The organism is Pseudofrankia coriaricola (assembly GCF_032027725.1).
Classification (GTDB): Bacteria; Actinomycetota; Actinomycetes; order Frankiales; family Frankiaceae; genus Pseudofrankia.
Genome location: NZ_JASNFO010000032.1, coordinates 115,197 through 138,948 on the forward strand (window position 1 = coordinate 115,197; position 23,752 = coordinate 138,948).

General features: G+C 71.7%; 20 protein-coding genes. 6 read left to right on the plus strand and 14 right to left on the minus strand.

Features of this window, described 5'->3' with window-relative positions; translation table 11 throughout:
- Nucleotides 1–34 precede the first annotated feature (34 nt).
- The 8 genes from QOZ89_RS18050 to QOZ89_RS18085 form a co-directional block, all read right to left on the minus strand.
- Nucleotides 35–868, minus strand: a complete 834-nt coding sequence (locus QOZ89_RS18050; RefSeq protein WP_312624297.1) for a TauD/TfdA dioxygenase family protein — start codon at nucleotides 866–868, stop codon at nucleotides 35–37.
- Nucleotides 869–913: 45 nt separating this feature from the next.
- The gene (locus QOZ89_RS18055) at nucleotides 914–1,507 is read right to left on the minus strand and encodes a carboxymuconolactone decarboxylase family protein (RefSeq protein WP_071050954.1); all 594 of its coding nucleotides are present in this window, start codon (nucleotides 1,505–1,507) and stop codon (nucleotides 914–916) included.
- A gap of 285 nt (nucleotides 1,508–1,792) precedes the next feature.
- The gene (locus QOZ89_RS18060; RefSeq protein WP_083419193.1) at nucleotides 1,793–2,119 is read right to left on the minus strand and encodes a hypothetical protein; all 327 of its coding nucleotides are present in this window, start codon (nucleotides 2,117–2,119) and stop codon (nucleotides 1,793–1,795) included.
- A gap of 37 nt (nucleotides 2,120–2,156) precedes the next feature.
- Nucleotides 2,157–3,440 carry an aromatic ring-hydroxylating oxygenase subunit alpha gene (locus QOZ89_RS18065; protein ID WP_071050956.1) on the minus strand — a complete coding sequence of 428 codons (1,284 nt, stop codon included), beginning with the start codon at nucleotides 3,438–3,440 and terminating at the stop codon, nucleotides 2,157–2,159.
- A 513-nt stretch (nucleotides 3,441–3,953) separates the two neighbouring features.
- Nucleotides 3,954–4,424 (minus strand): (2Fe-2S)-binding protein, encoded by a 471-nt coding sequence (locus QOZ89_RS18070; protein WP_071050957.1) that lies wholly within the window; start codon nucleotides 4,422–4,424, stop codon nucleotides 3,954–3,956.
- Nucleotides 4,417–5,340, minus strand: a complete 924-nt coding sequence (locus QOZ89_RS18075; protein ID WP_312624298.1) for an FAD binding domain-containing protein — start codon at nucleotides 5,338–5,340, stop codon at nucleotides 4,417–4,419. The genes QOZ89_RS18070 and QOZ89_RS18075 overlap by 8 nt, the downstream gene beginning before the upstream one ends.
- A gap of 131 nt (nucleotides 5,341–5,471) precedes the next feature.
- Nucleotides 5,472–6,458 carry an SRPBCC family protein gene (locus QOZ89_RS18080; RefSeq protein WP_312624299.1) on the minus strand — a complete coding sequence of 329 codons (987 nt, stop codon included), beginning with the start codon at nucleotides 6,456–6,458 and terminating at the stop codon, nucleotides 5,472–5,474.
- Entirely contained in the window at nucleotides 6,458–8,782 is a 2,325-nt protein-coding gene (locus QOZ89_RS18085) for a xanthine dehydrogenase family protein molybdopterin-binding subunit (protein ID WP_312624300.1), read from the minus strand. Before QOZ89_RS18085 ends, QOZ89_RS18080 begins: the two co-directional genes overlap by 1 nt.
- Before the next feature lie 226 nt (nucleotides 8,783–9,008).
- Here QOZ89_RS18085 and QOZ89_RS18090 point away from each other — a divergent pair, with 226 nt between their 5' ends.
- Nucleotides 9,009–9,620 (plus strand): TetR/AcrR family transcriptional regulator, encoded by a 612-nt coding sequence (locus QOZ89_RS18090; protein WP_071050961.1) that lies wholly within the window; start codon nucleotides 9,009–9,011, stop codon nucleotides 9,618–9,620.
- Here the strand turns inward: QOZ89_RS18090 and QOZ89_RS18095 are convergent.
- Together QOZ89_RS18095 and QOZ89_RS18100 are read right to left on the minus strand one after the other, a co-directional pair.
- Nucleotides 9,568–11,265 (minus strand): FadR/GntR family transcriptional regulator, encoded by a 1,698-nt coding sequence (locus QOZ89_RS18095; protein WP_071050962.1) that lies wholly within the window; start codon nucleotides 11,263–11,265, stop codon nucleotides 9,568–9,570. The genes QOZ89_RS18090 and QOZ89_RS18095 overlap by 53 nt on opposite strands.
- 269 nt (nucleotides 11,266–11,534) lie before the next feature.
- A complete protein-coding gene (locus QOZ89_RS18100; RefSeq protein WP_071050963.1) occupies nucleotides 11,535–12,326 on the minus strand; it encodes an enoyl-CoA hydratase/isomerase family protein in 792 nt (263 codons plus the stop codon).
- Nucleotides 12,327–12,661: 335 nt separating this feature from the next.
- Here QOZ89_RS18100 and QOZ89_RS18105 point away from each other — a divergent pair, with 335 nt between their 5' ends.
- On the plus strand, nucleotides 12,662–13,432 hold the full coding sequence (locus tag QOZ89_RS18105) for an SDR family NAD(P)-dependent oxidoreductase (RefSeq protein ID WP_071050964.1): 771 nt from the start codon (nucleotides 12,662–12,664) through the stop codon (nucleotides 13,430–13,432).
- Between the two features lie 16 nt (nucleotides 13,433–13,448).
- Here QOZ89_RS18105 and QOZ89_RS18110 read toward each other — a convergent pair whose 3' ends face one another.
- The gene (locus QOZ89_RS18110) at nucleotides 13,449–14,246 is read right to left on the minus strand and encodes a TetR/AcrR family transcriptional regulator (RefSeq protein WP_083419194.1); all 798 of its coding nucleotides are present in this window, start codon (nucleotides 14,244–14,246) and stop codon (nucleotides 13,449–13,451) included.
- A 128-nt stretch (nucleotides 14,247–14,374) separates the two neighbouring features.
- Here QOZ89_RS18110 and QOZ89_RS18115 point away from each other — a divergent pair, with 128 nt between their 5' ends.
- The 4 genes from QOZ89_RS18115 to cysN all read left to right on the plus strand — a co-directional run bounded on the left by QOZ89_RS18115 (nucleotide 14,375) and on the right by cysN (nucleotide 19,652).
- Nucleotides 14,375–15,601, plus strand: coding sequence for a sulfotransferase family protein (locus tag QOZ89_RS18115; RefSeq protein WP_071050965.1), 1,227 nt, complete (start codon nucleotides 14,375–14,377; stop codon nucleotides 15,599–15,601).
- Between the two features lie 16 nt (nucleotides 15,602–15,617).
- On the plus strand, nucleotides 15,618–16,655 hold the full coding sequence (locus tag QOZ89_RS18120; RefSeq protein ID WP_312624301.1) for a DUF7064 domain-containing protein: 1,038 nt from the start codon (nucleotides 15,618–15,620) through the stop codon (nucleotides 16,653–16,655).
- Complete coding sequence (gene cysD / locus QOZ89_RS18125) at nucleotides 16,652–17,599, plus strand: sulfate adenylyltransferase subunit CysD (RefSeq protein ID WP_312624302.1); 948 nt, start codon at nucleotides 16,652–16,654, stop codon at nucleotides 17,597–17,599. The genes QOZ89_RS18120 and cysD overlap by 4 nt, the downstream gene beginning before the upstream one ends.
- A 130-nt stretch (nucleotides 17,600–17,729) precedes the next feature.
- On the plus strand, nucleotides 17,730–19,652 hold the full coding sequence (gene cysN / locus QOZ89_RS18130; RefSeq protein ID WP_312624303.1) for a sulfate adenylyltransferase subunit CysN: 1,923 nt from the start codon (nucleotides 17,730–17,732) through the stop codon (nucleotides 19,650–19,652).
- Nucleotides 19,653–19,768: 116 nt separating this feature from the next.
- Here cysN and QOZ89_RS18135 read toward each other — a convergent pair whose 3' ends face one another.
- From QOZ89_RS18135 to QOZ89_RS18145, 3 genes are all read right to left on the minus strand, one after another.
- A complete protein-coding gene (locus QOZ89_RS18135) occupies nucleotides 19,769–20,308 on the minus strand; it encodes a methylated-DNA--[protein]-cysteine S-methyltransferase (protein ID WP_071050969.1) in 540 nt (179 codons plus the stop codon).
- Between the two features lie 28 nt (nucleotides 20,309–20,336).
- The gene (locus QOZ89_RS18140; protein ID WP_491723656.1) at nucleotides 20,337–21,830 is read right to left on the minus strand and encodes an AlkA N-terminal domain-containing protein; all 1,494 of its coding nucleotides are present in this window, start codon (nucleotides 21,828–21,830) and stop codon (nucleotides 20,337–20,339) included.
- Nucleotides 21,831–22,013: 183 nt separating this feature from the next.
- Nucleotides 22,014–23,693 (minus strand): AMP-binding protein, encoded by a 1,680-nt coding sequence (locus tag QOZ89_RS18145; RefSeq protein ID WP_312624305.1) that lies wholly within the window; start codon nucleotides 23,691–23,693, stop codon nucleotides 22,014–22,016.
- Nucleotides 23,694–23,752 lie beyond the last annotated feature (59 nt).

The following is a 23,752-nucleotide window of genomic DNA, read 5'->3' on the forward strand; positions in this document are numbered from 1 at the left end:
TGACGCCTGTGTCGGTGACTGCTGCGCCGAGCTGTCAGGCCACGGCTTCCTCGCCGACGAGGGTGGTTCGGTGCATCAGGCGGCGGGACGCGGCCGTGTATGGCTGGGCGCGGTGCAGGATTCCGGTGTTGTCCCAGATGACCAGGTCGCCGCGGTGCCAGTGGTGGCGCAGCGAGAAGTCGGGCTGGGTCGCCCAGTCGAGCAGCCGGTCGAGCAGGGCGCGGCTCTCGTCCTCGGCCAGGCCGACGACGTGGTCGGCGGTGGCGCCGACGAGCAGCGACTTGCGCCCGCTGCGCCGGGTCCACACCAGCGGGTGTTCCCCGGAGCGCACCTTGTCCCACGAGGCGCGCATCTTCGGCGACGCGTCCGGCTGGGCCAGCCGTTGCGTCGCCGCGAAGCTGTGCACCACCCGAAGCTCGGCGAACCGCGCCTTCTCCTCGTCGGAGAGCGCCTCATAGGCGGCGTAGAGGTTGGCGAACTCGGTGTCGCCGCCCTCGGTGGCGACCTCGAGCGCGGTCAGCAGCGTGGCCTTCTGCGGGACCAGGTCGTTGGCGCCGTCGATGTGCCAGAAGAACGTGCCCGCCCGGTAGGCCGCGAGGGTGCTCTGCGCCGGGTCGAGGGTGATCGCCGAGACCTCGGGGTGGTCCTTCTCCCCGCCCATCGGCGCGACGACCACCTCGCCGAGCATCCGGGACAGCGTCACCAGGTCGGCGTCGTTGATGTGCGCCTCGCGGTAGATGACAACGCCATGCTCGTCGAGGTACTTGCGCAGCTCGGCGGCGACCTCGGAAGTGGCGAGCTCCGGCCCGGTACGGCCCACGATCTCGACGCCGATTCCCGGACTGATCGGGCTGACGGTGACGGACATGGTCTCTCCCGTCTGGTCAGAACGCGGCGCGGGGCGCGCGCCCGTCTATGCGGTGGTCGACTGGCGGCGGACGGCCGCCAGCATGTCGTCGTCGATGTCGACCTCGAAGGAACGCAGCAGGTAGGCGAGCGTCTCGTACGCGCCGACCGTGAAGATCACGTCCAGGATCTGCTTGACCTCGAACTTGTCCGCGAGGACGGCCCAGGTCTCGTCGCCGATCTTGCCGTCGTCGACCAGCTCGTCGACGGCGCGCAGCAGCGCCGCGTCCAGCGGGTCCCACAGCGGCGCGTCCGGGCCGAGCGCGATCCGCTGGATCTCCTCGTCGGACAGGCCAGCGTCCCGCCCGAGGAAGGTGTGCTGCAGCCACTCGTAGCCCGCCCCGCGGGCCGCGGCGACCCGCAGCACCAGCAGCTCGCGCTGGCGCGGCGTGAGGGTGCTCGTCGACAGGATGTGGCCGTTGAAGGTGAAGAACGCCTGCGCCAGCGTCGTGTGGTACGCGTAGACACCCAGGGTGTTCAGGGCCTTGGAACGGCCCTCGGGGGACAGCTTCGCGGGCACGCCCGGTGGCTCGAGCGCGGCCAGCACCTGCCGCATCTCCTTGGGCCACTGCTTCAGCGGGAGCGGATCGATTCGAGCCATGTCAGGTGAGTCCCCTACGTCAAGATCGCCTGCCGGTGTGGGCGACGCTCCCAGTCTTTCGCGGAGCGGGTCGCCGCGTCGACCGAAGCCGAGCCGACAGGAGCCATGGTCATCGGGGGGTAGGGGAGGTAGACAGACCCGGCCGGTGCCGGCGTCGCCATGTCAACGGGGCTGGTCAACATGGCTTCGTCGGCCCCGGCCAGGGCCGCGCCGGCCCACGAGGAGCCGGTGGCAGTTATCCCGAATCCGTCCGCCCGAGGGATCTTCTGGTCCGTCGAGGACCGGTCAGACCGCGGGGGCGAGAACGTTCGAGATGTGTGCGGCGCCCGCGTCCGGCACGCGCGGCTGGCGCCACGCCTCGACCGGGAACGAGATCGTGCACAGCGAGTAGTACAGAAGCAGCAGGTTGTAGGCGTCCTCGGGGAGGTCGTCCAGGTCGAACTTGTCGAGATAGGCCAGCGCGTCCTGCATGCGGGGGAAGACCGCGTCGTAGAACGTCTGCATCTCGTCCATGTTCGAGCCGTACCGCTTGGCGAACCGGTCGTCCTCGGCCGCGAGGCACCAGTCGGTGAACGGCTCCAGGTCCGCGAAGTCCGCGGGCAGCTTGGCCACGGGTGGCTCCTTCTCGATTTCTCGATCGACCGGGCGGTCAGACCAGCGCCGGGGACGGCTTGGCGCCCGGGGTGGTCTTGACGTACTCGGCGCAGAACGCGCGGGCGGTCTGGTGCAGGTGGCGCAGGAGGATCTCCTGGTCGTTCAGCGGGAACTCGCTGACCGCCCGGGACTCGAGCATGCTCTGGGTCGCCTCGAGGGTGTTGGCGTCCTGCAGGCCGTACTCCTTGAACGTCGCCGCCGCCAGCTCCTGGCGCAGCCGGTCCGTCGCGTTCTTCGCCGGCGCGAAGTACAGCGCCGCCTCGAAGGTGTGGCGGTTCACCGCGGTCGGCCAGTAGTGGTACGTGAGGTACCAGCCCGGCTCCCAGACCAGGATCATGAAGTTCGGGAAGAACACGAACGAGTCGACACCCCAGGCCTTGTGCCGGGCCGGGTTGAGCGCGGGCGGCAGCTCGATGTCGAACGGCTTGTCCCACGGGCCGAACAGGCCGGTGCGCAGCTCCCGCTCGATCGGCTTGACCATCCTCGGGTCCTTCGGCGGGGACATGCCGCCCCAGCTGGAGACCATCGAGTGCGGGCCCTCGATCTGGTACGACAGCGCCTCGAAGCCGTACTGCTGCAGCTTGCGGGACTCCTCCGCGGTTGCCTGGCGGCTGTGCAGCACCGGCGCGTGGTAGAACTCCGCGAACGCGTCGATGAACAGCTTCCAGTTGGCGCCGATGTCCGACTTGTACTTGTACACCGCGGTCATCTCGCCCCAGGGGTAACCCTCGAGGCCGGCCGCGAGCGGGCCGAGGTACTCGACGAGGGACTGGGTGCCGTCCTTGTCGAAGTTGATGAAGATGAAGCCCTGCCAGATCTCGCAGCGCACGTCCGCGAGGCTGTACTTCGCCTTGTCGAGGTCGAAGAACTCGGACTCCTGCTGCACGAAGGTGCAGGCGCCGCCGAGGTCGTACCGCCAGGCGTGGTACTTGCAGATGAACTGCCGCGCCGTGCCGGACGTCTCCTCACGCGGAAAGTCCTGCCAGACCAGCTTGTTGCCGCGGTGGCGGCAGACGTTGTGGAACGCCTGGATGCCTTCGGCGTTCCGCACAATGATCACCGAGGAGCGAGCGGCGTCGATCTCCTTGGTGAAGTAGCTGCCCACCTTCGGAAGCTGCTCGACCCGGCCGACGTTGAGCCACGTCTTGCCGAAGATCGCCTTGCGCTCGAGCTCGTAGTGCTCGGGCGAGATCGAGTCCTCGTACGAGGCATCCGCCGTGCTCAGGTCGGGATAGTGCTGGGTCCAGCTGCCCTCAGCTGGCTTCGGGAAGTGAGCCATGTTCGCGCGGTTCCTTTCCGTACCCCGGACTGGAGGCCATGGTAGCAGTCCTCTCTGGTGTTGAGAAGGACGTTCTCATCCCGCGAGTGTTGACCCCCACCGGATGCGCCAATGTCCTCACGCCGCTGGCGGCGCAGCGACGAGAATTCCGGCGCTTCCTGGCCACCATGTACCGGCGACTGCGCCGCTGGCCGGCACGCCACCGCGCCGGTCACGGAGAGCGTCAATCCCCGCACGGCTGAGCGGGCCGTAGCGGCCCGCGATGGACCGGATCCAGGCACCAGATAGGCCGCGCGCCGCGGTCCTCGCGGGTGTCTGGCGCCACAGCGGCGCCGCGCAGCTCCGACTGTGTCGGATGGGCCTGTCTATAGGCAGGCTGAGCTGACGCACTCCCAACCATCGGGTGCGAACTGTGTCAGCTCAGCCTGCCTATGGACCTGCCCATCCGACACGATCTGGATATGGATGGCGGTCCTGGCGCGGCGGTGCCCCTCGCGGGGCCGCCGAGCGCCGTCAGGCCGTCTCGGCTGCCTGGTGGACGGCGGCGAGGATGCCCTGGTAGCCGGTGCAGCGGCAGAAGTTGCCGGACAGGCCCTCGCGGATCTCCTCGTCCGTCGGCTTCGGGTTGTCGCGCAGCAGCGCCGTGATCGACATGACGAAGCCGGGCGTGCAGAAGCCGCACTGCAGGCCGTGGCAGTCACGCATCGCGGCCTGGACCGGGGAGAGCGTGCCGTCAGGGGCCGCGATGCCCTCGACGGTCGTGACGTCCAGGCCGTCGGCCTGCACGGCGAACATCAGGCAGGAGCGGACGGCGGCGCCCTCGACCAGCAGGGTGCAGGCGCCGCAGGCGCCGTGCTCGCAGCCGAGATGCGTGCCCGTGAGGCCGCAGCGTTCCCGCAGGAAATCAGCCAACGTCATCCGCGGCTCGGCCGTCTTCTCGACCGTCTCGCCGTTCACCGTCAGCCGGACCGGTAGCTCAGCCATCGATCGCTCCCGCACTCGCCGCCGTGACGCCAACCCCGTCGGAGCCGGCCGCTTCCGCGCTCGCCGCCGCCCACGCCCGCGCGACCAGCTCGGCGCCGACCCGGACGCGGTAGTCCGCCGAACCCTGCAGGTCCGCGGGGATGTCCTCCAGGCCGCTCATGGCCAGCCGGCCGAGCTCGGCCCCGTCCAGCTCGCCGGCTCGCTGGCCGACGGCGGCCGCCTCCGCCGCCGGCGCGCGCAGCGGCGTCGAGCCGAGGCCCAGCATCCCGATCGCGGCGCGGGCGACCCGGTCGTCGCCGTCCAGCTCGAGGGCGACGACCACGCCGGCGATCGCGAAGTCGCCGGCCCGGCGGGCGAACTCCTCGACCGCGAACCCGCACCGGCCCGTCCACACCGGGAAGCGAACCCCGACGAGCAGCTCGTCCGGCTCCAGCGCCGTGCTCCACAGGCCGGTGAAGAACTCGGCGGCGGGGATGACCCGCCGGCCGGCCGAGGCTGAGAAGGCCTCCAGCTCGGCGTCGAGCGCGAGCGCGACGGCCGGGTACTCGGCCGCCGGGTCGGCGTGCGCGATCGAGCCGCCGAGGGTGCCCCGGTTGCGGATCTGGAAGTGTCCAATCAGGGGCGTTGCACGCGCGAGCAGCGGTACCGCGCGGGCAACGCCCACGTCCGCCCCGACAGCGGCCTCGGTCACGCCGGCGCCCAAGCGGAGGCTCGCGCTGTCGACCGTGAGGCCGCGCAGACCGTCCAGCCGGGACACGTCGATCAGATGGTCGAAGTAGGCCAGGCGCAGCGACAGCATCGGTACCAGGCTCTGGCCGCCGGCGAGAACCTTGGCCTCGTCCCCCAGCTCGGCGAGCAGCGCCGCCGCCTCGTCCACGCTGCCGGGACGGTGGTATTCGAACCGCGCGGGCTTCATCCAGCCCGCCGCGTGGACCGGGCCAGCCGCGTGGACTGGGTCATGAGGACTCCCAAGGATGGGTTGTGGTGCAGGGCCGCGGGGCGCGCGATGGTGGCGGAGCCGCACTCGCCCCGCGGCCCTGGGCACGGTCAGGCGTTGCGCACGATCAGCCAGATGACCAGCCCGACGACGGCCGCGCCGACGAGCACCGGCAGCGCCCGCCTGGCCAGCGGCCAGGCGACCACGCCGAGCAGGCTCACTGGCTCGGCCTCGGCGGTCCGCACCGGTGCGGCCGGCGCCTTCGCTGCCGGTGCCGGTGCCGGTGTCGGTGTCGGTGTCGGTGCCGGTGCCGGTGCGGCCAATCCCGCCGCGGGCGCGTCCGGTGGTGCGGGTGCTGGCGCGGTCGCGCCGGCGCCGGCCGCCGGCAGCGGGGCGGCGGCCAGCCCTGCCGGTGCCGGCGCGGTCGCCGACGCGACGGTCTGGGCCGGCGTCGTCGCCTCGCTGCCGGCGGCCGGCGAGGCGACGGAGTGGTTGGCGGGACCGGCGGAGCCGTCCGCCCCAGCCGGCCCCGATGCTTCGGCGGGGCTGGCCGAAACCGCGGGGCCGGCCGAGGCGGCGGGGCCTGTGGGGCTGACGGGGCTGACGGGGCTGGCAGGCTCCGCGGGACCGGCGGCGGCCGGGTCCGCCGCGCCGGCCGCCACCACGTCGGCCTCCAGGTTGCGGACGAACTGGGTGACCAGCTTCCCGCTGACGTCGGCCAGCACGCCGCGGCCGAACTGCGCGGCCTTGCCGGAGATGGTGAGGTCGGTGACGAGGTGGACGGCGGTGCCGTCGCCGTCGGGGGTGAGCCCCATGGTGACGACGGCGCTCGCGTTGCCCTGGCCGCGGGACTCCTTACCGTCGGCCTTGATGACGGCGCGGTGGGTCTCGGCGTTCTTCTCCCGGAAGGTGGCCTTTCCCTTGTACTGGGCGACGATCGGGCCGACCTTGACCTTGACGGCGCCGTGGAAGTCCACGCCGTCGACCGACAACAGCTGAGCGCCCGGCATGCAGGGCGCGATCCGCTCCGGGTCGGTCAGCAGCGCCCAGGCGGCCTCGACCGGCAGCGCGACCCGGAATTCGTTCACCAGCTCCATCAGTGCCCCGCCTCGGTCAGTAGAGCAACAAGTGCGGCCGGGCTCGCCGGCAAATTTGTGATCTTCACGCCGAACGGCGACAGCGCGTCGGCGACGGCGTTGATGACGGCCGGCGGCGCGCCGATCGCCCCGCCCTCACCGGCGCCCTTGTGGCCGCCCGGCCCGGGCGCCGGCGTCTCCATGTGGCCGTACTCGATGTGCGGCACCTCGGTCGTCGTCGGCAGCAGGTAGTCGACGAACGTGCTGGCCAGCGGGTTGCCGTCCTCGTCGTAGACCATGTGCTCGAGCAGCGCGCCGCCGATGCCCTGGACCGTGCCGCCGGCGATCTGCCCCTCGACGATGTTCGGATTGATCATCGGGCCGACGTCCTCGCCGACGATGTAGCGCAGCAGGGTCACCTTGCCCATGACGACGTCGACCTCGCAGGTGCAGACGTGGGTCGCGTTCGACCACAGCATCGGGGCCTTCGCGGTGTAGGTGGCGCTGGCCTCGACCCCGTCCGGCCCCGCGAGGTCCGCGTAGGTCAGTGACTGCCCCGACGACTGCCCCGACGACTGCCCCGACCCGCGCACCTGGGCCCGCCCGTCGGCGACCTCGATGTCCTCGGGGGGCACGCCCAGGCGCGGGGAGGCGAGCTCGGCGAGCTTCGCCCGCAGGGCCGCGGCCGCCTCGCCGACGGCGCCGGCCGTCGCCGAGCCGCTGCGGCTGCCGGCGGTGCCGGAACCGAACGGCGTCACCGCCGTGTCGCCCTGGATGGTGTCAACGTTGTCGAAGGGGACGCCGAGCGCGTCGGCGGTCAGCTGGATGACGGTCGTCTCCAGGCTGTTGCCCGACGAGCCGCCGTTGACGATGACCGTCACTCGGCCGTCGGGGGCGACCCGGAGCACCGCGCCCTCGCAGGCGTAGTACTCCTGGCCGGTGGCCGTCGGCTCGATGTAGGTGGAGGTGCCGACCCCCAGGTAGCGCCCGGCCGCGCGGGCGGCGGCCTGCTCGGCGCGGAACGCGTCGTAGTCGAGCATCTTCAGCGCGAGCTCGAAGGTCTCCAGCGGCGACGAGTGGTCGTACGGAGGCATGCCGGCCGGGTTCGGGTAGGGTAGCTCGTCGCGGCTGATCATGTTGCGGCGGCGCAGCTCCACCGGGTCGAGGCCCATGTCGCGGGCGGCGATGTCGAGCAGCAGCTCGCGGGCGACCGACTCGAACTGCCACGGCCCGCGGTAGGCGTGGCGCCCGGCGGTGTTCGAGAAGATCGACGTCGTCGACCAGGTCGCGAGCGGCACCTTGTACGGGCCGGGGAACAGCAGTCCCACGGCGGCGGCGGCGCCGACCGGCCATGGCGTCGGGTAGGCGCCGATGTCCTGGGTGTGCTCGATGCCGGCGGCGAGGATCGTGCCGTCGGCGGCGAAGGCGATCCTGGCGTGGCCGTGCTCGTGGCGGGCCTGGCCCGCGGCCATCAGGTTCTCCCGCCGGTCCTCGATCCACTTGAGGGCGGCCGGGACCTTGCGCGCGGCGAGCATGACGCACATGTCCTCGCGCATCGGCACGACCTTCTGGCCGAAGCCGCCGCCGGTGTCGCGCATGAGGACGCGGACGCGCTCAGGCTCGAGCCCCAGCAACCGGGCGCCGAAGGCGCGCACCTCGTGCGGGGTCTGCGTCGCCGCCCAGATCGTCAGCTCGTCGGTGTCGGCGGACCATTCGACGACCATGCCCCGGGTCTCCATGGGGACGGGGGCGTAGGCCTGCTGGTAGAAGGTCTCGTCGGCGGTGTGCGCGGCCGAGGCGAAGGCCGCCTCGACGACCTGCGGCGGCGGGCCGGCAAGGCCGCCGGCGACGTTGTTCGGGTATTTCGGGTGGACGAGGATGCCCGAGGTCTGGGCATCGCGATAGTCGGCCAAGGCGGTTAACGGCTCGTAGTCGACCTCGACCAGCTCGACCGCGTCCTCGGCTATGTAGCGGTTTTCGGCTACCACCAGCGCGACCGGGTCACCGACGAACCGGACCTCGCCCGAGGCCAGCGGCGGGCGCGGCGTGTCCGGTACCTTCGGGCCGTAGGAGGAGTACCACTGCTCGTGCACATCCGGGTTCAGGTCGGCGGCCGTGAAAACGGCGTGCACCCCGGGAAGCGCGAGCGCGGCCGACGCGTCGATCTCGTTGATCAGCGCACGGGCGAACGGGCTGCGCACAAAACAGGCGTGCAGCATTCCGGGCCGCTGGATGTCGTCGACGAAGGTCCCGTGCCCGGTGAGCAGCCGGCCGTCCTCGACCCGCGGCACCCGGCTGCCCGTGTAGCGGGTCGGCGGGGTTGGGGCCGTGGCCGTCTCGGTCATGGATCTGGCTCCTCGCGTCGCGGCGTGCTGGCGGTGCGTTGGCGGCGGGCGCGGGGCCCATGGGCGAGCCAGGTGCTGAGCGCTCGCCCAATCGTTATGCTGGGCGCATGCCTACCTTCCCATCGCCTCACACGTCAAGGGGTACGGCGTCCGGGCTGGTAGGGGCACAGGCGCCAGCACGGGCCGCGGCACGTGCGCCGCGGCCGGCGGTACGGAGCGCCGCGCCGTGACCACTCCCCGCCGGATGGGCGCGCCGGACTCGAAGACCAGGGCCGCGCTGCTCGACGTCACCGCCCAGATCATGATCGAGGAAGGCTACGCCGCGGCGACCTCGCGGCGGGTCGCGGCGAAGGCCGGCGTCAAGCCCGCGCTCGTGCATTACTACTTCCGCACGATGGACGACCTTTTCCTGGCGCTCTTCCAGAAAGGCGCCGAGGTAAATCTGAGACGCTACGAGCAGGCGCTTGCCTCGGAAAAGCCGCTACGTGCGCTCTGGGAGCTCTCCAGCGAGCCGGTGGGCACCGTCCTGCTGTCGGAGTTCCAGGCGCTGGCAAACCACCGCAAGGCCATCCGCACCGAGATCGCCGACTACGCGGAACGCTTCCGCGCGCTCCAGGTGAAGGCCCTCACCGGCCTTCTCGCCGACGCCGGCGTCAACATCGACGACGTCCCGCCGACGGTGGTCGCCCTCGTCGTCGTCGGCATCGCCCGGATCCTCATCTCGGAGGACATTCTCGGCGTTACCACCGGCCACTCGGAGACCCTCGCGCTCATCGAGCGACACCTCACCCAGCTCGAATCCGCCGCGGCGGGCGCGGGCGAGAAGGCGGTTCCGTAGGAGTCACCGGCCGGACGACGCCGACGGGCTCATCAATGACGTCGACCATGAGGCGGTGGGCGTAGTCGTGGGACTCGGCGAAGGGGACGTTGACGTCGAGGAGGGCCGCCCAGCACCCGCGGGCCCGGCCGGGGTCTCGGGCGGCCAAGGCGTCGACCAGCTCGGCGAACAGCGGGACGAGGCAGCTGGTGGCGGCGGCGGCCCACGAGTCGTCGGCCGGTGCGTTGACCGCCGGCCTCGTACCCAGGCGCACCCACTGGAGGATCTCGGCGACGACGGCGAGGGCAGGGTTGCCCGTCGTGCCGAAGACGACGGCGGCGGCGCGCCGCCACGCGTCGGAGAAGCGGGAGACGTCATCGGCCGCGGTCGCCATCTCCGCCACGAGCGCCCGCAGCGCCGCGAGCGACCTGTCGTCGATCCGGGTGGCCGCGAGCTCCATCATCGCGGGCTCGATGAGGCGGACGGCGTGGAAGTAGTCGGCGAGGGTGACCTGGCGGGCTTCGAGCACCGTGCCCGCGAGCTGGGCGGCGACCAGCGTGGACGGGTGGTGAACCTGGGCGCCGGCGCGATCGCCGGCCCGCAGCGTCAGTAGCGACTCCATCTCCAGGATCCGCAGCGCCTCGCGCAGCGTCGGCCGGGAGATGCCGAACTCGGCGGCGAGACCCGCGAGTGAAGGCAGCCGGTCGCCGTCGGCGAGGCGGCCCTCGGCGATGCGGGCCCGGATCTCATTGGCGACGACGGCGGCCATCCGCCGCGGCGGCGCCGCGGCACCGGCGAACGCCCCGCCAGCGGAGGTCCCGCCTGTGGACGCCCCGGCAGTGGACGCGCCGTCGGTGTGGGCGCGCCACAGCGGCACGACGTCGATCGGCGCCCGGCCGCGGCCACGGGGAACCAGCAGCCGGCCGGTGGACAGCAGGTAGCCGCTCCAGGCCCGGCTCGCCGCGGCGGCCTCCCGCTGGCGGGCCGCCGCGAGGAACGCGCCGTGCGCGGCGACGATCCGCCGGCCGATCCGCTCGGAGGACCTCGGGTCGGCGGCGTCCAGCGCGGTGTACACCTGACCGGCGTGAATCACCCGCAGGATGCCGGCGATCACCGCGATGGAGCGGTTCCCGGAGAGGTCGGTGACGGCCTGGTCGAAGGTCGAGACCGCGGTGACGAACGCGAGCAGGTCGCCCGCGGCGCGCTCGTTGTCGTGCAGGGTGGCGAGGTGGTCGAGCGCGTCGTCGCCGGGGCGCAGGACGAGCTGCCCCGCCGCGGGCGGCTCGAGCACCGAGCGGGCCTCCTCCAGGTGCTCCAGCGTGGTACCGCGCAGCTGCAGCAGGAGGGCGACGTAGCTCGCCGCCGAGGTGAGGCCGGGGCGGCGCACGACGGCCCCGCCGCCGCGGCCCCTGCGGACGTCGAGCAGCGACTGGGCCTCGAGAATCCGCAGCGCCTCGCGCAGCGTGTCGCGGGAGACGCCGAAGGCCGCCATGAGCTCGGTCTCGGGCGGCAGCCGCGCGTCGGCGGCCAGCGTTCCGCGCAGGATCTGGCGGCGCAGGTCGGCCGCCAGCACATGCCCGATCTTCTGTGGGCTGCGCCGGACCGGCGGCCGCAACGTCCCGGCGGCGGGGACACGACCCGTGACCGCCGCCGCCGACGGCGTCATCGCGCCTTCACGCCTACGACCCTCACAGCGCTCCTCGCCTGCGCCGCATCTGGTGACGGCACCCCGCCAACCCGGCCACTGATGGTGACAGCGCCCCAGCGCTGTGCCAACTCAGCAACCTCGCCAGCCTCGGGCCCAGACCGACCACCGTCATATGCTTCGGCCCCAGAACCACGTTGGGAGCAGGGTCCCTGCCGGATTGGCGGAGCTTGCGTAGCCGATCTGGGAGGTTAGGCCCAGCGCCCGAAGGCTGGCGCGCAGCGCCAGCCTCATAGGGGCCCGTCTTCCGCGAACTGCTTCGGGACCCATTCCGGCGAGCGCTTCTCCATGAACGCGCGCATGCCCTCGCGCGGCTCCGGCGAGTTCTCCAGCGCCCAGAACATCGTCTGGTAGTCGATGAAACCGTAGCGCTCGTTGAGCATCCGCTTGACGTGCATGCGGGCCATCGGCGGTGTCCGCAGCACCTGCTTGGCCGCGTCGACCGCCTCGTCGCGCAGCTGCTCGTGCGGGACGACCCGGGAGATCAGGCCGATCCGCTGGGCCTCGGCCGCGTCGAACTTGCGGGCCGAGAGGAGCAGGTCACGGGCGACCGCGATGCCGACGTGCGCCGGCAGGGTGGCGGCGTAGGTCGCGTCCGGGATACCGCGCAGCAGCTCGGGCACCCGGAAGGTCGCGCGGTCGCTGGCCACGCAGATGTCGGACATCATCGCGATCAGCAGCCCGCCGGCCTGGCAGATGCCGTTGACGGCCGCGATCACCGGCGCGGTGCTGTCGCGGATGGTCAGGAACGGCAGCATGTGGGCGCCGATGTTCGGGGTCGGCTCGTCGCCCGGGTCGCTGCGGCCGGCCAGGTCACCGCCGGGGGCGAAGACGTCGCCGGTGCCCGTGATGATGAGGGCGGCCAGATCCGGGTCGGAGTTGACCAGGTGCACGGCCTTCTTGATGCCGAAGTACATGGCCGGGGTGAAGGCGTTACGCGCGTGCGGCCGGTCGATGTACAGCCACGCGAGGGCGCCGTCCCGCTCGAACCGCAGACCGCCCGCGCCAAGCTCGTCCGCCACTGGTCCTCCTGAGGTGTCGACAGCCCGGACACCGCACCGCCGTGACCGGGTCAACTGTATAGCGAGACGGGCTCCCCTCAGCCCGGCTTCGCGGATCACCGACCCAGGCCAGCGACCCCACACCCAGCCTTACCTACTCGCGCCCTACACGCCATCGGTAGGTCCGCTCTGGCCCGACTCACCGTGGACGGCGGACCAGGTCAACTATATTTTCGTGGGCGGCCCGAAAGTGGCCCGGGTCACGCCACGTCGCCGCCTCGTGGCATGGCGCCCGAACGGCCGGTGAGACAAGGATTGACTTCGACGTTGACAACGATTCGGACGGAGGGCGCCTGATGAAGACTCCCGCGGAGCTTTTCGACCTGACCGGCCGGGTCGCGATCGTCACCGGCGGCAGCCGGGGCATCGGCCGGGCGGTGGCCGAGGGCCTGGCGGCCGCCGGCGCGGACATCGTCATCGCCAGCCGCAAGCTCGAGGCGTGCGAGAAGGCGGCCAAGGAGATCGAGGCCGCCACCGGCCGACGCGCGCTTCCCGTCGCCTGCCACGTCGGCAGCTGGGACGACTGCGACCGGCTCGTCGAGACCGTCTACGCCGAGTTCGGCAAGGTCGACGTGCTGGTCAACAACGCCGGCATGTCACCGCTGTACGAGAAGCTCTCCACGGTCACCCGCGAGCTCTACGACAAGGTGCACGCCGTCAACGCGAGCGGGCCGTTCCGGCTGTCCGCGCTCGTCGGCGAGCGGATGGCGGCCGGCGACGGCGGATCGATCATCAACGTCACCACCGCCGGCTCGCTGCGGCCAGGCCCGGAGGACCTTCCCTACGCCATGGCGAAAGCCGGGCTGAACGCGCTCACGCTGGGGCTGGCCGGCCAGTGGGCGCCGAAGGTGCGCGCGAACCTGGTGCTGCCGGGCGCGTTCGACACCGACATCTCCAAGGCGTGGGGCGCCGAGGCGCAGCGCCGCGCGGCTGAGATGAACCCGATGGGGCGCATCGGCGTCCCGGAGGATCTGGTCGGCGTCTGCGTCTTCCTGGCGAGCGACGCGTCCGGCTACATCAACGGCGCCCAGATCCTCGCCGACGGCGGACTGTTCCGCACGCTGTAGGACCGTTCGGATTCGCTCACACCGCGGTGGGCGGCGGCGGTCTGCGGCCCTCGCGGATCGCGTCGGCCAGCACCCCGATCGCCCAGGTGATCGCCCTGGTCGCCTGCTCGCCGTCGAGCTGCCAGGCGGCGAGCAGCCGCTGGTAGGACTGCACGCTCCACAGCACGTCGAGCATGGCCGCGGCCATCCGCCGTTCCTCGTCGGTCCAGTCGGCGGCCGGCCCCGCGACCGCGCCGATCACGGCCTCACGGCGGACCACGTCCGCTTCCACCAGTGTCGGCTGGGACGGTGTCTCGTCGCCCCAGCGCGCGACCGCGTATGACGGCAGGGTCGCGAACAGCCGCGCGCTGATCGGGCCCATCCGATCGAGGCTGAGCCCCTCGTAGCTGATCCCGGACTCCTCGCCGAGGCTGCGCATGACGGCGTCGTGCAGCTCCCGCTCGGTGGCGAAGTACCGGTAGACGGTGCGCTCGCCCACGCCGGCGCGCTCCGCGACGGCGCGGAAGGTGAGGCCCTTCCAGTCCCACGTGGTGAACTCGTGCACCAGCTCGGACCCCGCGGCGAGAATGCGCTCCCGGGTCCGCGCCGCGCGCTCGCGCCGCAGCGGGCTGTCATAGCGACGGCGTCCGTGGCCCGCCGCGTCGCCCGCGTCCTCGGCCGCCGCGTCATCGAACGCCGCGTTGTCCCCCGCCGCGTCGTCGCCGACGTCGTGGGGCTCCGTGTCGGGCGTCGTCTCCGGTGGCCCATCGAGACGGTGCTCACCCACCTGCCCGCTCGCCTCCTCATCGGGTGTTGCCGGGACGCCGGTATTCATGGCACTCTACTGTCATGAAATAGGCCGGGCCAGCCGGCCGACTGTTCTCACCCATACACGGTCCCCACCCACCCTCGCGGCACCGGCCACCTACCCGGGGGTGTGGGTCGCGAGAAGGGAGCGCTCACGTGCGATTAGCTGACAGCCTCATCGACGAGGCGCGTGCCTCGACCGGCCTCGACGATTTCGGCGGTGATTCGTTCCGCGAGGGCCTGGAGCGGGTCACCCACGCGTTGGAGACCGAGGCACAGCTCAGCGCGACCGGCCAGGCCGCGCTGAGCCGCCTGATGGTCGGGGCCCTCAGGACCCGTCTGTATATCGAGCAATGGTACAAGGACCACCCCGAGACCGACGACGCGCCGATCATCGGGCCGCTCATCGCCCTCGGCCTGCCCCGGACCGGCTCGACCGCGCTGGCGGGGCTGCTCGCCGAGGACCCGGACATCCGTTACCTGCACCGCTGGGAAGCCGCCGAGCTCGTGCCACCGCCGGCGTCGGTGACGGAGTCCCCGGACCCGCGGCTGCTGCGCCAGATCGAGATCCAGTCCCGGCGCACCGAGCTCGACAAGGCTCTCGTCCCATCCTTCCCCGACGGCCCGCAGGAATGCCACGAGCTGATGCTCCTGGACTTCAAGGTGCACTACTTCGAGTGCTTCGCCCGCGTCCCCTCGTACGCCGAGTGGCTGCTCGACGCGGACCTCACCGAGACGTTCCAGTACATGCGCCGGGCGCTGAAGTACCTGCAGTGGGGCCGGCCCGCGAAGCCCTGGCGGCTGAAGAACCCCAACCACCTCGCCCACCTGGTCGACATCGACAAGGCCTTCCCCGACGCGAGGTTCGTGATGACCCACCGCGACCCGACCGAGGTCCTGGTCTCGGTCTGCGACGTCTACTCCAACGTCGCGCTGCGGTTCAACGACACCGTCGACAAGCACTACATCGGCGCGATCAACACCACGGTGCTCGCCACCGGGATGGCCCGGACGCTGGCGTTCCGCGACAACGGCAACTCCCACCGGTTCTACGACATCGACTTCCGCGCCATGCAGCGCGACCCGATCGGCGAGATCCGTGGCCTCTACGACTGGCTGGGTGCGCCCGCCACCCCGGCGTTCGAGGAGAACATGCGCCGGTGGTGGAAGGAGAACTCGGAGGACCGCGTGCGCGTCAAGCACGCCGACCCGGCCGACTACGGCCTCGACCTCGACGCGATCCGGCCACGGTTCGCGGAGTACATCGACCGGGCGGCGCGTTGGACCTCCCGCCCGGGCACCGTCCCCACCCATCCCACCGACGCGCCAGCCAGCGCCACCAGTCCCGCCGGCGGGGGCCTCCGGCCTCACGACGCAAGTTAGGAAGGACACGATCTCCATGGCGATCGACCTCTCCGGTGGCCTGCCCATCGATCGGGAGTACTTCTTTCCCTCCCGGCCGGACAACCCCGACATGCGGGACTCGGCCAGCTTCTGGGTCACCGACGACAAGGGCGAGATCGGCCTGCCCCGGTTCGGGATCGAGGCCGTCGCGGCCAACTGGGACACGCACCTCGTCACGTTCAACGTGGTGTTCGCCGACGGCCGGGTGTATCGGCTGCGCGGCGCCGGCCCGGCGCACTCACCGTTCAACGCGGCCGGCCAGCCGGCGATCCTCGGCGCGGGCGGGCTCGCGTTCGAGGTCCTCGAGCCCTACCGGACGTGGCGGATGACCTACGACGGCCCGGCCGTCGAGACGACCTCCCAGGCACTCGTCGAGGGCAGGCAGGACGGCCCGACGGTGAACCTGCGCGTCGAGGTCGAGACGACGATGGCCGCGCCGCCGTGGGAGCAGGGAGCGCTGCTGCCCGACGCGGCCGAGCGCCTCGCGAACACCTCCGACGGCGACATGATGGGCCACGGGCCGCGCATCGAGCAGTTGTTCGCCGCGACCGGTGTCGTCCGGGTACCGGGCGAGGAGAAGACCTTTACCGGCAGCGGCCTGCGCATCAAGCGACAGGGCGTCCGTCATCTGGAGGAGTTCCGCGGCCACACCTGGCAGTCCGCGGTGTTCCCCAGCGGCAAGGCCTTCGGCTACATCACCTACCCACCGCGTCCGGACGGCCGCGAGGTGTTCAACGAGGGCTACCTGTTCCTGGGTGAGGAGAAGCTCATTCCGGCCCGCGTTGTCGAGGCCCCCTGGCTGCGCCGGCTGGTACCGTCGGGCGATCCCGTCCCCGTCGTGTTCGAGTCCGAACTCGGCATCACCCGTATCGAAGGCGTGACCGTGAACACCACCCACGACACGGTCCATCGGCCGGAACTGCCCAACTTCCCGGTGCTGTTCCAGGGCGAGTGCAGGTATACGTGGGACGGAGAGGAGACCTACGGCATGCTCGAGCGGTCTACCGTACGCGACCAGATCGAGTGGTCATGAGCGCGCCGACCGGCGGCGGTGCCCGGGACCTGCTCCCAGGCACCACCCGCCTCAGCCACCTGCAGCGTCTGGAGGCGGAAAGCATCCAGATCTTCCGGGAGGCCGTCTCGGAGAGCGAGCGGCCGGTGATGCTGTACTCGGCGGGCAAGGACAGCTCGGTGATGCTGCACCTGGCGATGAAGGCGTTCTACCCGTCGAAACCGCCGTTCCCGCTGCTGCACGTCGACACGACGTGGAAGTTCAACGCCATGTACGCCTTCCGGGACGGACTGGTCGCGGACCTGGGTCTGGATCTGCTGGTCCACCAGAACCCCGACGCGCTCGCGCAGGGCATCAACCCGTTCGACCACGGCTCGGCGGTGCATACCGATGTGTGGAAGACCGAGGGGTTGAAGCAGGCGCTGGACAAGTACGGCTTCGACCTGGCGTTCGGTGGGGCGCGCCGCGACGAGGAGAAGTCCCGGGCGAAGGAACGGGTCTTCTCGATCCGCTCCACGGCGCATCGCTGGGACCCCAAGCAGCAGCGCCCCGAGCTGTGGCGGCTCTACAACGCCCGCAAGGCGCCGGGGCAGAGCGTGCGGGTGTTCCCGCTGTCGAACTGGACCGAGCTGGATATCTGGCTTTACATCCATCACGAGAACATCCCGATCGTCCCGCTGTACTACGCCGCGCCGCGACCGGTCGTCGAGCGCGACGGCGCACTGATCATGGTGGATGACGAGCGGATGCGGCTGGCACCGGGCGAGGTGCCCGAGCAGCGCGAGGTCCGGTTCCGCACGCTCGGCTGCTACCCGCTGACCGGGGCGGTGGAGAGCTCGGCGACGACGCTGACCGAGATCATCCAGGAGATGCTGCTCACGACCAGCTCGGAACGCCAGGGCCGGGTCATCGACCACGACTCGTCCGGGTCGATGGAGAAGAAGAAGCAGGAGGGGTACTTCTGACCCCGCCAAAGGGCATGCGAAAATGCTTTTCCTTCGCATGCCCGGAGGCATTTCAACAGGGAGCCCGGCCGAAGAGCGTGCGAAAATGCTTTTCCTTCGCACGCTCGGAGGCCTTCCAGCAGGAGGCAGCATGGCGCACGCGGCGGGCGACCTCGTCGCCACCGACATCGACGAGTACCTACGCCAGCACGAGAACAAGTCGATGCTGCGGTTCATCACCTGCGGCAGCGTGGATGACGGCAAGAGCACGCTGATTGGCCGGCTGCTGTACGACGCGAAACTGGTGTTCTCCGACCACCTCGCCGCGCTGGAGTCCGACTCGAAGAAGGTCGGCACGCAGGGCGGTGAGCTCGACTTCGCGCTGCTCGTCGACGGCCTGGCGGCCGAGCGCGAGCAGGGCATCACGATCGACGTCGCCTACCGGTTCTTCTCCACCGAGCACCGTAAGTTCATCGTCGCCGACACCCCGGGCCACGAGCAGTACACCCGCAACATGGTCACCGGCGCCTCCACCGCCGACCTCGCGGTGATTTTGATCGACGCCCGCAAGGGCGTGCTCACCCAGACCCGCCGCCACAGCTACCTGGTCTCCCTGCTCGGCATCCGCCACGTCGTGCTCGCCGTGAACAAGCTCGACCTCGTCGACTACTCGAAGGACGTCTTCGACGCCATCGAGGCCGACTACCGCGCGTTCGCGGAGCAGATCGGGCTGACCGACATCGTCTGCATACCGCTGTCGGCGCTGCGCGGCGACAACATCACCGAGCCGAGTCCGAACATCTCGTGGTACACCGGCCCGACCCTGGTCGGGCACCTGGAGACCGTGCAGGTCACCGACGACCTGGACACCGGCCCGTTCCGCCTGCCGGTCCAGTGGGTCAACCGGCCCGACCTGGACTTCCGCGGCTTCTCCGGCCAGGTCACCGGCGGCACGGTCCGCCCCGGCGACCGGGTCCGCATCGTCCCGTCGGGCACCGAGAGCACCGTCGAGCGGATCGTCACCGCCGACGGCGACCTGCCCGAGGCCATCGCCGGCCAGTCCGTCACGATCACCCTCGCCGACGAGGTGGACGTCTCCCGTGGCGACGTGCTCGCCGCCGCGGGCGACCCGCCGGCCGTCGCCGACCAGTTCGAGTGCCACCTCGTCTGGATGAGCGACGAGCCGATGCTGCCCGGCCGGCCCTACCTGCTCAAACTCGGCACCCGCACCGTCGGCGCGACCGTCGCCCAGCCGAAGTACAAGGTCAACGTCAACACCCTCGAACACACCGCCGCCCGCACCCTCGAACTCAACGAGATCGGCGTCGCCAATCTCAACCTGGACCGGCGGATCGCGTTCGACCCCTACACGGTGAACCGCGACATGGGCGGGTTCATCCTCATCGACCGGTTCACCAACGCCACCGTCGCCGCCGGCCTGTTGCACTTCGCCCTACGCCGGTCCGACAACATCCACTGGCAGGCCGTCGAGGTCAACAAGGCAGCGCGGGCCGCGGCCAAGGGCCAGCGCCCGGCGGTCGTCTGGTTCACCGGCCTGTCCGGCGCCGGCAAGTCCACCATCGCCAACCTCGTCGAGAAGAAGCTCCACGACCAGGGCCACCACACCTACCTCCTCGACGGCGACAACGTCCGCCACGGCCTGAACAAGGACCTCGGCTTCACCGAAGCCGACCGGGTGGAGAACATCCGCCGCATCGGCGAGGTCGCCAGACTGATGGTCGACGCCGGCCTCATCGTCCTGACGTCGTTCATCTCCCCGTTCCGCGCCGAACGGCAGCTCGCCCGCGACCTGCTCGCCGACGGCGAGTTCATCGAGGTCTTCGTCGACACCCCCCTCGACGTCGCCGAAACCCGCGACCGCAAGGGCCTCTACGCCAAAGCCCGCCGCGGCGAACTCACCAACTTCACCGGCATCGACTCCCCCTACGAACCACCCCTCAACCCCGAACTCCACCTCGACGCCTCCGGCGCGGTCTCCGCCGAGACCAGTGCCAACCAGGTCGTCGCCTATCTCCATGAGGCCGGCCTCCTCACTCCACCGCCGGCGGAGTAGGCAACCGGCGGAGTAGGCAACCGGCAGAGTAGGCAATCAGCTCACCCGGGTCCGGGGCGGCCGTTCGGTCGCCCCGGACCCGCCTCACCCGGTCGGTTGACCCGTTCGGCGAGGACTCACCACAACGTGCGGCGCACGTCTCCTGCCCCAACCGCGGCCGGGGCGCGGCTCGCCTCGAGCGCCAGCAGGTGCCGCTTGCGGTCTAGGCCGCCGCCGTAGCCGGTGAGGTCGCCGGCGGACCCGACGACGCGGTGGCACGGCACGATGATGCCGATCGGGTTGCGGCCGTTCGCGAGGCCGACGGCGCGCGCCGCGCCCGGCCGGCCGACGCGGTCGGCCAGCTCGCCGTACGAGATGGTCCGCCCGTAGGGGATCTCGCGCAGCCCGGCCCACACTGCGCGCTGGAACTCGGTCCCTCGCGGGGCCAGTGGCAGGTCGAAGGCCGTCAGCGCCCCGTCGAAGTACGCCCGCAGCTGGGCGACGACGTCGCCGAACGCGGCCGGGTCGCGATCGCCGAACGTCTCCGGCCCGGGACGGTGCCGCTGCTGCTCCATGTACAGGCCGGCGAGCACGCCGTCGACGGCGACCAGGGTGAGATCCCCGACCGGGCTGTCGATCACCGTGTGGGTCACGTGTTCTGACTGCTGGGCACGCATCTTCTCTCCTGTGGGTCAGTCGGATGGGTCAGTCGGATGGAAGCCGGTTGATGGGGTGGTCGCTGGTCGCCCAGAGGTACTGGACCGCGTAGGCGCGCCACGGCCGCCAGGGCGCCGCGCGCTTCGTCAGCGCCGCGGGCGTCGACGGCAGGCCGAGATCGGCCGCCGCGCGCCGCACGCCGAGATCCGTGGCGACGAACGCGTCGGGATCGCCGAGCGCGCGCATGGCGACCAGGTCGACCGTCCAGGGCCCGACGCCCGGCACCGCCGCGAGCTGGGCCCTGGCCCGCTCCCAGTCGCCGCCGACGTCCAGCTCCAGGTCCCCCGTCGCGAGGGCGGTGACCAGCGCGCGCACGCTCGCCCGCCGGGACCGGGGCATCGCCAGCGTCTCCGGATCCAGCTCGGCCAGCGCCGACGTGGTCGGGAACAGGTGGGTCAGCCCGCCGTCGGCGTCCCGGGCGGGCTCGCCGTGCGCGGTCACCAGCCGCGCGGCGAGCGTTCGCGCGGCGGCCGTCGACACCTGCTGGCCAAGCACCGCGCGGATCGCGAGCTCCGCCGGGTCGGTGGTACGCGGGACCCGCCGGCCTGGGTTCTTCGCGACCAGCGGAGCCAGTACCTCGTCGGCGCCGAGCTGGGCGTCGATCGCGACCGGGTCCGCGTCCAGGTCCAGCAGCCACCGGCACCGGTTGATCGCGGTCGTCAGGTCGCGCAGGTCGGACAGGGCCAGCCGGCACTCGATGTGCTCCGGCGCCGGGCGCAGCGCCGCGACGGCGTGTCCGTGTGGGAGCCGCAGCGTCCGGCGGTACGCACCGTCGCGCCATTCCTCGATCCCCGGCACCGCCGTGGCCGCGAGGTGGCCGAACAGGTTGTCCGGGCACAGCGGCCGCCGGAACGGGAGCCGCACGACGATGGTGCCGGCCGTTCTGGTTCCGGCCGTTCTGGTGCCGGCTGTTCTGGTGCCCGGTGCTCCTGGCTCGTCGACGGCCTTCGCCCGCGTCCGCAGCTCGCTCGGCGAGACCGCGAAGACATCCTGGACCGTCTCGTTGAAGGCGCGCACGCTGGCGAAGCCCGCCGCGTACGCCAGGTCGGCCATCGGCAGTTTCGTGGTCTCGATCAGCAGGCGCGCGGTCTGCGCGCGCTGCGCGCGGGCCAGGGCGAGCGGCCCCGCGCCCAGCTCGGCCATCAGCTGCCGTTCGAGCTGGCGAACGCTGTAACCGAGCCGGGCGGCGAGCCCCGGCACACCCTCGCGGTCGACCAGCCCGTCCGCGATCAGCCGCATCGCGCGGGCGACGAGGTCGGCGCGCTCGTTCCACTGCGGCGAGCCCGGCACGGCGCCCGGCCGGCAGCGCTTGCAGGCCCGGAAGCCCGCCTGCTGCGCCGCCGCGGCGCTCGGGAAGAACCGCATGTTCTCGGGCTTCGGCGGCGTCGCCGGGCAGCTGGGGCGGCAGTAGATCCCGGTGGTGAGCACGGCGGTGAAGAACCAGCCGTCGAAGCGCTCGTCCCGCGCCTGAACAGCTCGCACACACCGCTCAACGTCCATGTCCACCCGTCCAGCGTGCCCGCCGCCCGGCGCCAGGTCTCGCGGAAATACGACATGGCGGTGCGGCCACACGGTCCCGGGCGGCAGGCCACCCAACCGGGCTCTGCGCACGTACGCGCACAGAGCGGCTGATGTGCACGGACGCGCACATCGACAGGCGAAGGGTCAGGGCACGTAGCGCCGGCGGAGGGCGTTCTTGGCTACCTTGCCCATGTCGGTGCGGGGGAGGTCGTCGACGATCTCGAGCTGCTCGGGGAGCTTGAACTTCGCCAGGCCCGCGGCCGAGGCATGGGTGGCCAGGTCTGCGAGGGTGACGGGCGCGGCGCCCTCGGCCAGACGGATGACGGCGCAGCAGCGTTCGCCGGTGCGGTCGTCGGGGAGGCCGATGACGGCGACCTCGGCGACGGACGGGTGGGTGGCGAGGATGTCCTCGACCTCGGGCGCCGCGATGTTCTCCGCGTTGCGGATGATGACGTCCTTGCGGCGGCCGGTGATGCGGACGTGGCCGCGCGGGCCGACGACGCCGAGGTCGCCGGTGCGGAAGAAGCCGTCGGCGTCGAAGAGGCCGGCGGTCTCGGCGGCGGGGACGCCGAGGTAGCCGGAGAAGAGCTGTGCGCCTCGGACCAGCAGCTCGCCCTCCTCGCCGGGCGGGCACGGGGTGCCGTCGAACGCGATCACCCGCAGCTCGACGCCCGGGGCGGGGCCGCCCTCGGTGACGGTGAGCTCGTCGTCGGTGTCGTCGAGGCGCGCGTGCGTCGCCAGCGGGAACTCGGTCATGCCCCAGCTGGAGAGCACACCACGGCCGCCGAGCTCACGGGCGACCTCGGCATGCAGTCCGGGGGGCTTGGGCGCGCCGCCGCTGAACGCCGCCCGCAGCTTCGGGAAGAGCACCGCGTCCGGGTCCTTCGTGCGGTCGGCGGACTGGGCGGCGATGTACGCCCGCAGGAACGGCAGGGCCGAGCCGAGGAAGGTCGCCCCGAGCGCCGCCATCGTCCGCGGGGACGCCTCGGGGTCGAAGCTGTCGAGCAGCAGCAGCCTCATCCCGGACAGCAGCGACGCGGAGAGCATGACGGCGCCGCCGATGTGGGCGATGGGGAACGCGATCGGGTAGAGATCGGCGGGCGTCGAGGCGACGCCGGAGACGCTGCCGCGCGCCGCGACCGACACCGAGACGTCGGTGTGCAGCACACCCTTCGGGTCCGCGGTGGTACCCGAGGTGGTGTAGATCCAGCGGGCCTCCCCCGGCCCGGCCGGCGGCGCCGGGGGCGGGATCGGCTCGGAGTCGTCGACCATCGGCAGGGCAAGGCGGTCGCCCGCCGCCGTGGCGCCGGGCGCGCCGGCCGCGGCCGCGCGGTGGTCGACGAGCAGCACGTCGATGGCGGGCGCGCCGGTGCCGGCGCGCGCGGCGCTGATCGAGGAGATCATCGCCTCGTGGTCGAAGCCACGCCAGCGCGGCACGGTGACGAACAGCGAGGTCGCCGCCTTCGCGGTGACGTGGGCGACCTCGCGTTCGCGCAGCGTCGGGATGATCGGGTTCTGGGTGGCGCCGACGCGGGCGAGCGCGGCCATGAGCACCGCCGACTCCAGGGTCGTCGGCAGCTGCCAGCTCACCACGGTGCCGACGCCGATCCCGCGCGAGGCGAGCGCCGCGGCGACCCGCTCGGCGGCGCGCCTGAACTGCGCGGCGGTCAGGCTCCGGCCGAGGTCGTCGAGGAGCAGCTCGGTGTCGGGCGTGGCCGCCGCCCGGCGCTCGACCAGCTCCCAGAAGGTGCGCGCGTCCCAGTCGGCCGCGGGCGGACCCGCGTACACGCCATCGGTCCGCGGGCTTTCCGCCGTGCCGCTCACCCGATCAACCGCTTTCTTCTCGCGGGTCAGCCCAGGCGAAGGACCCGCGACGACGGGAA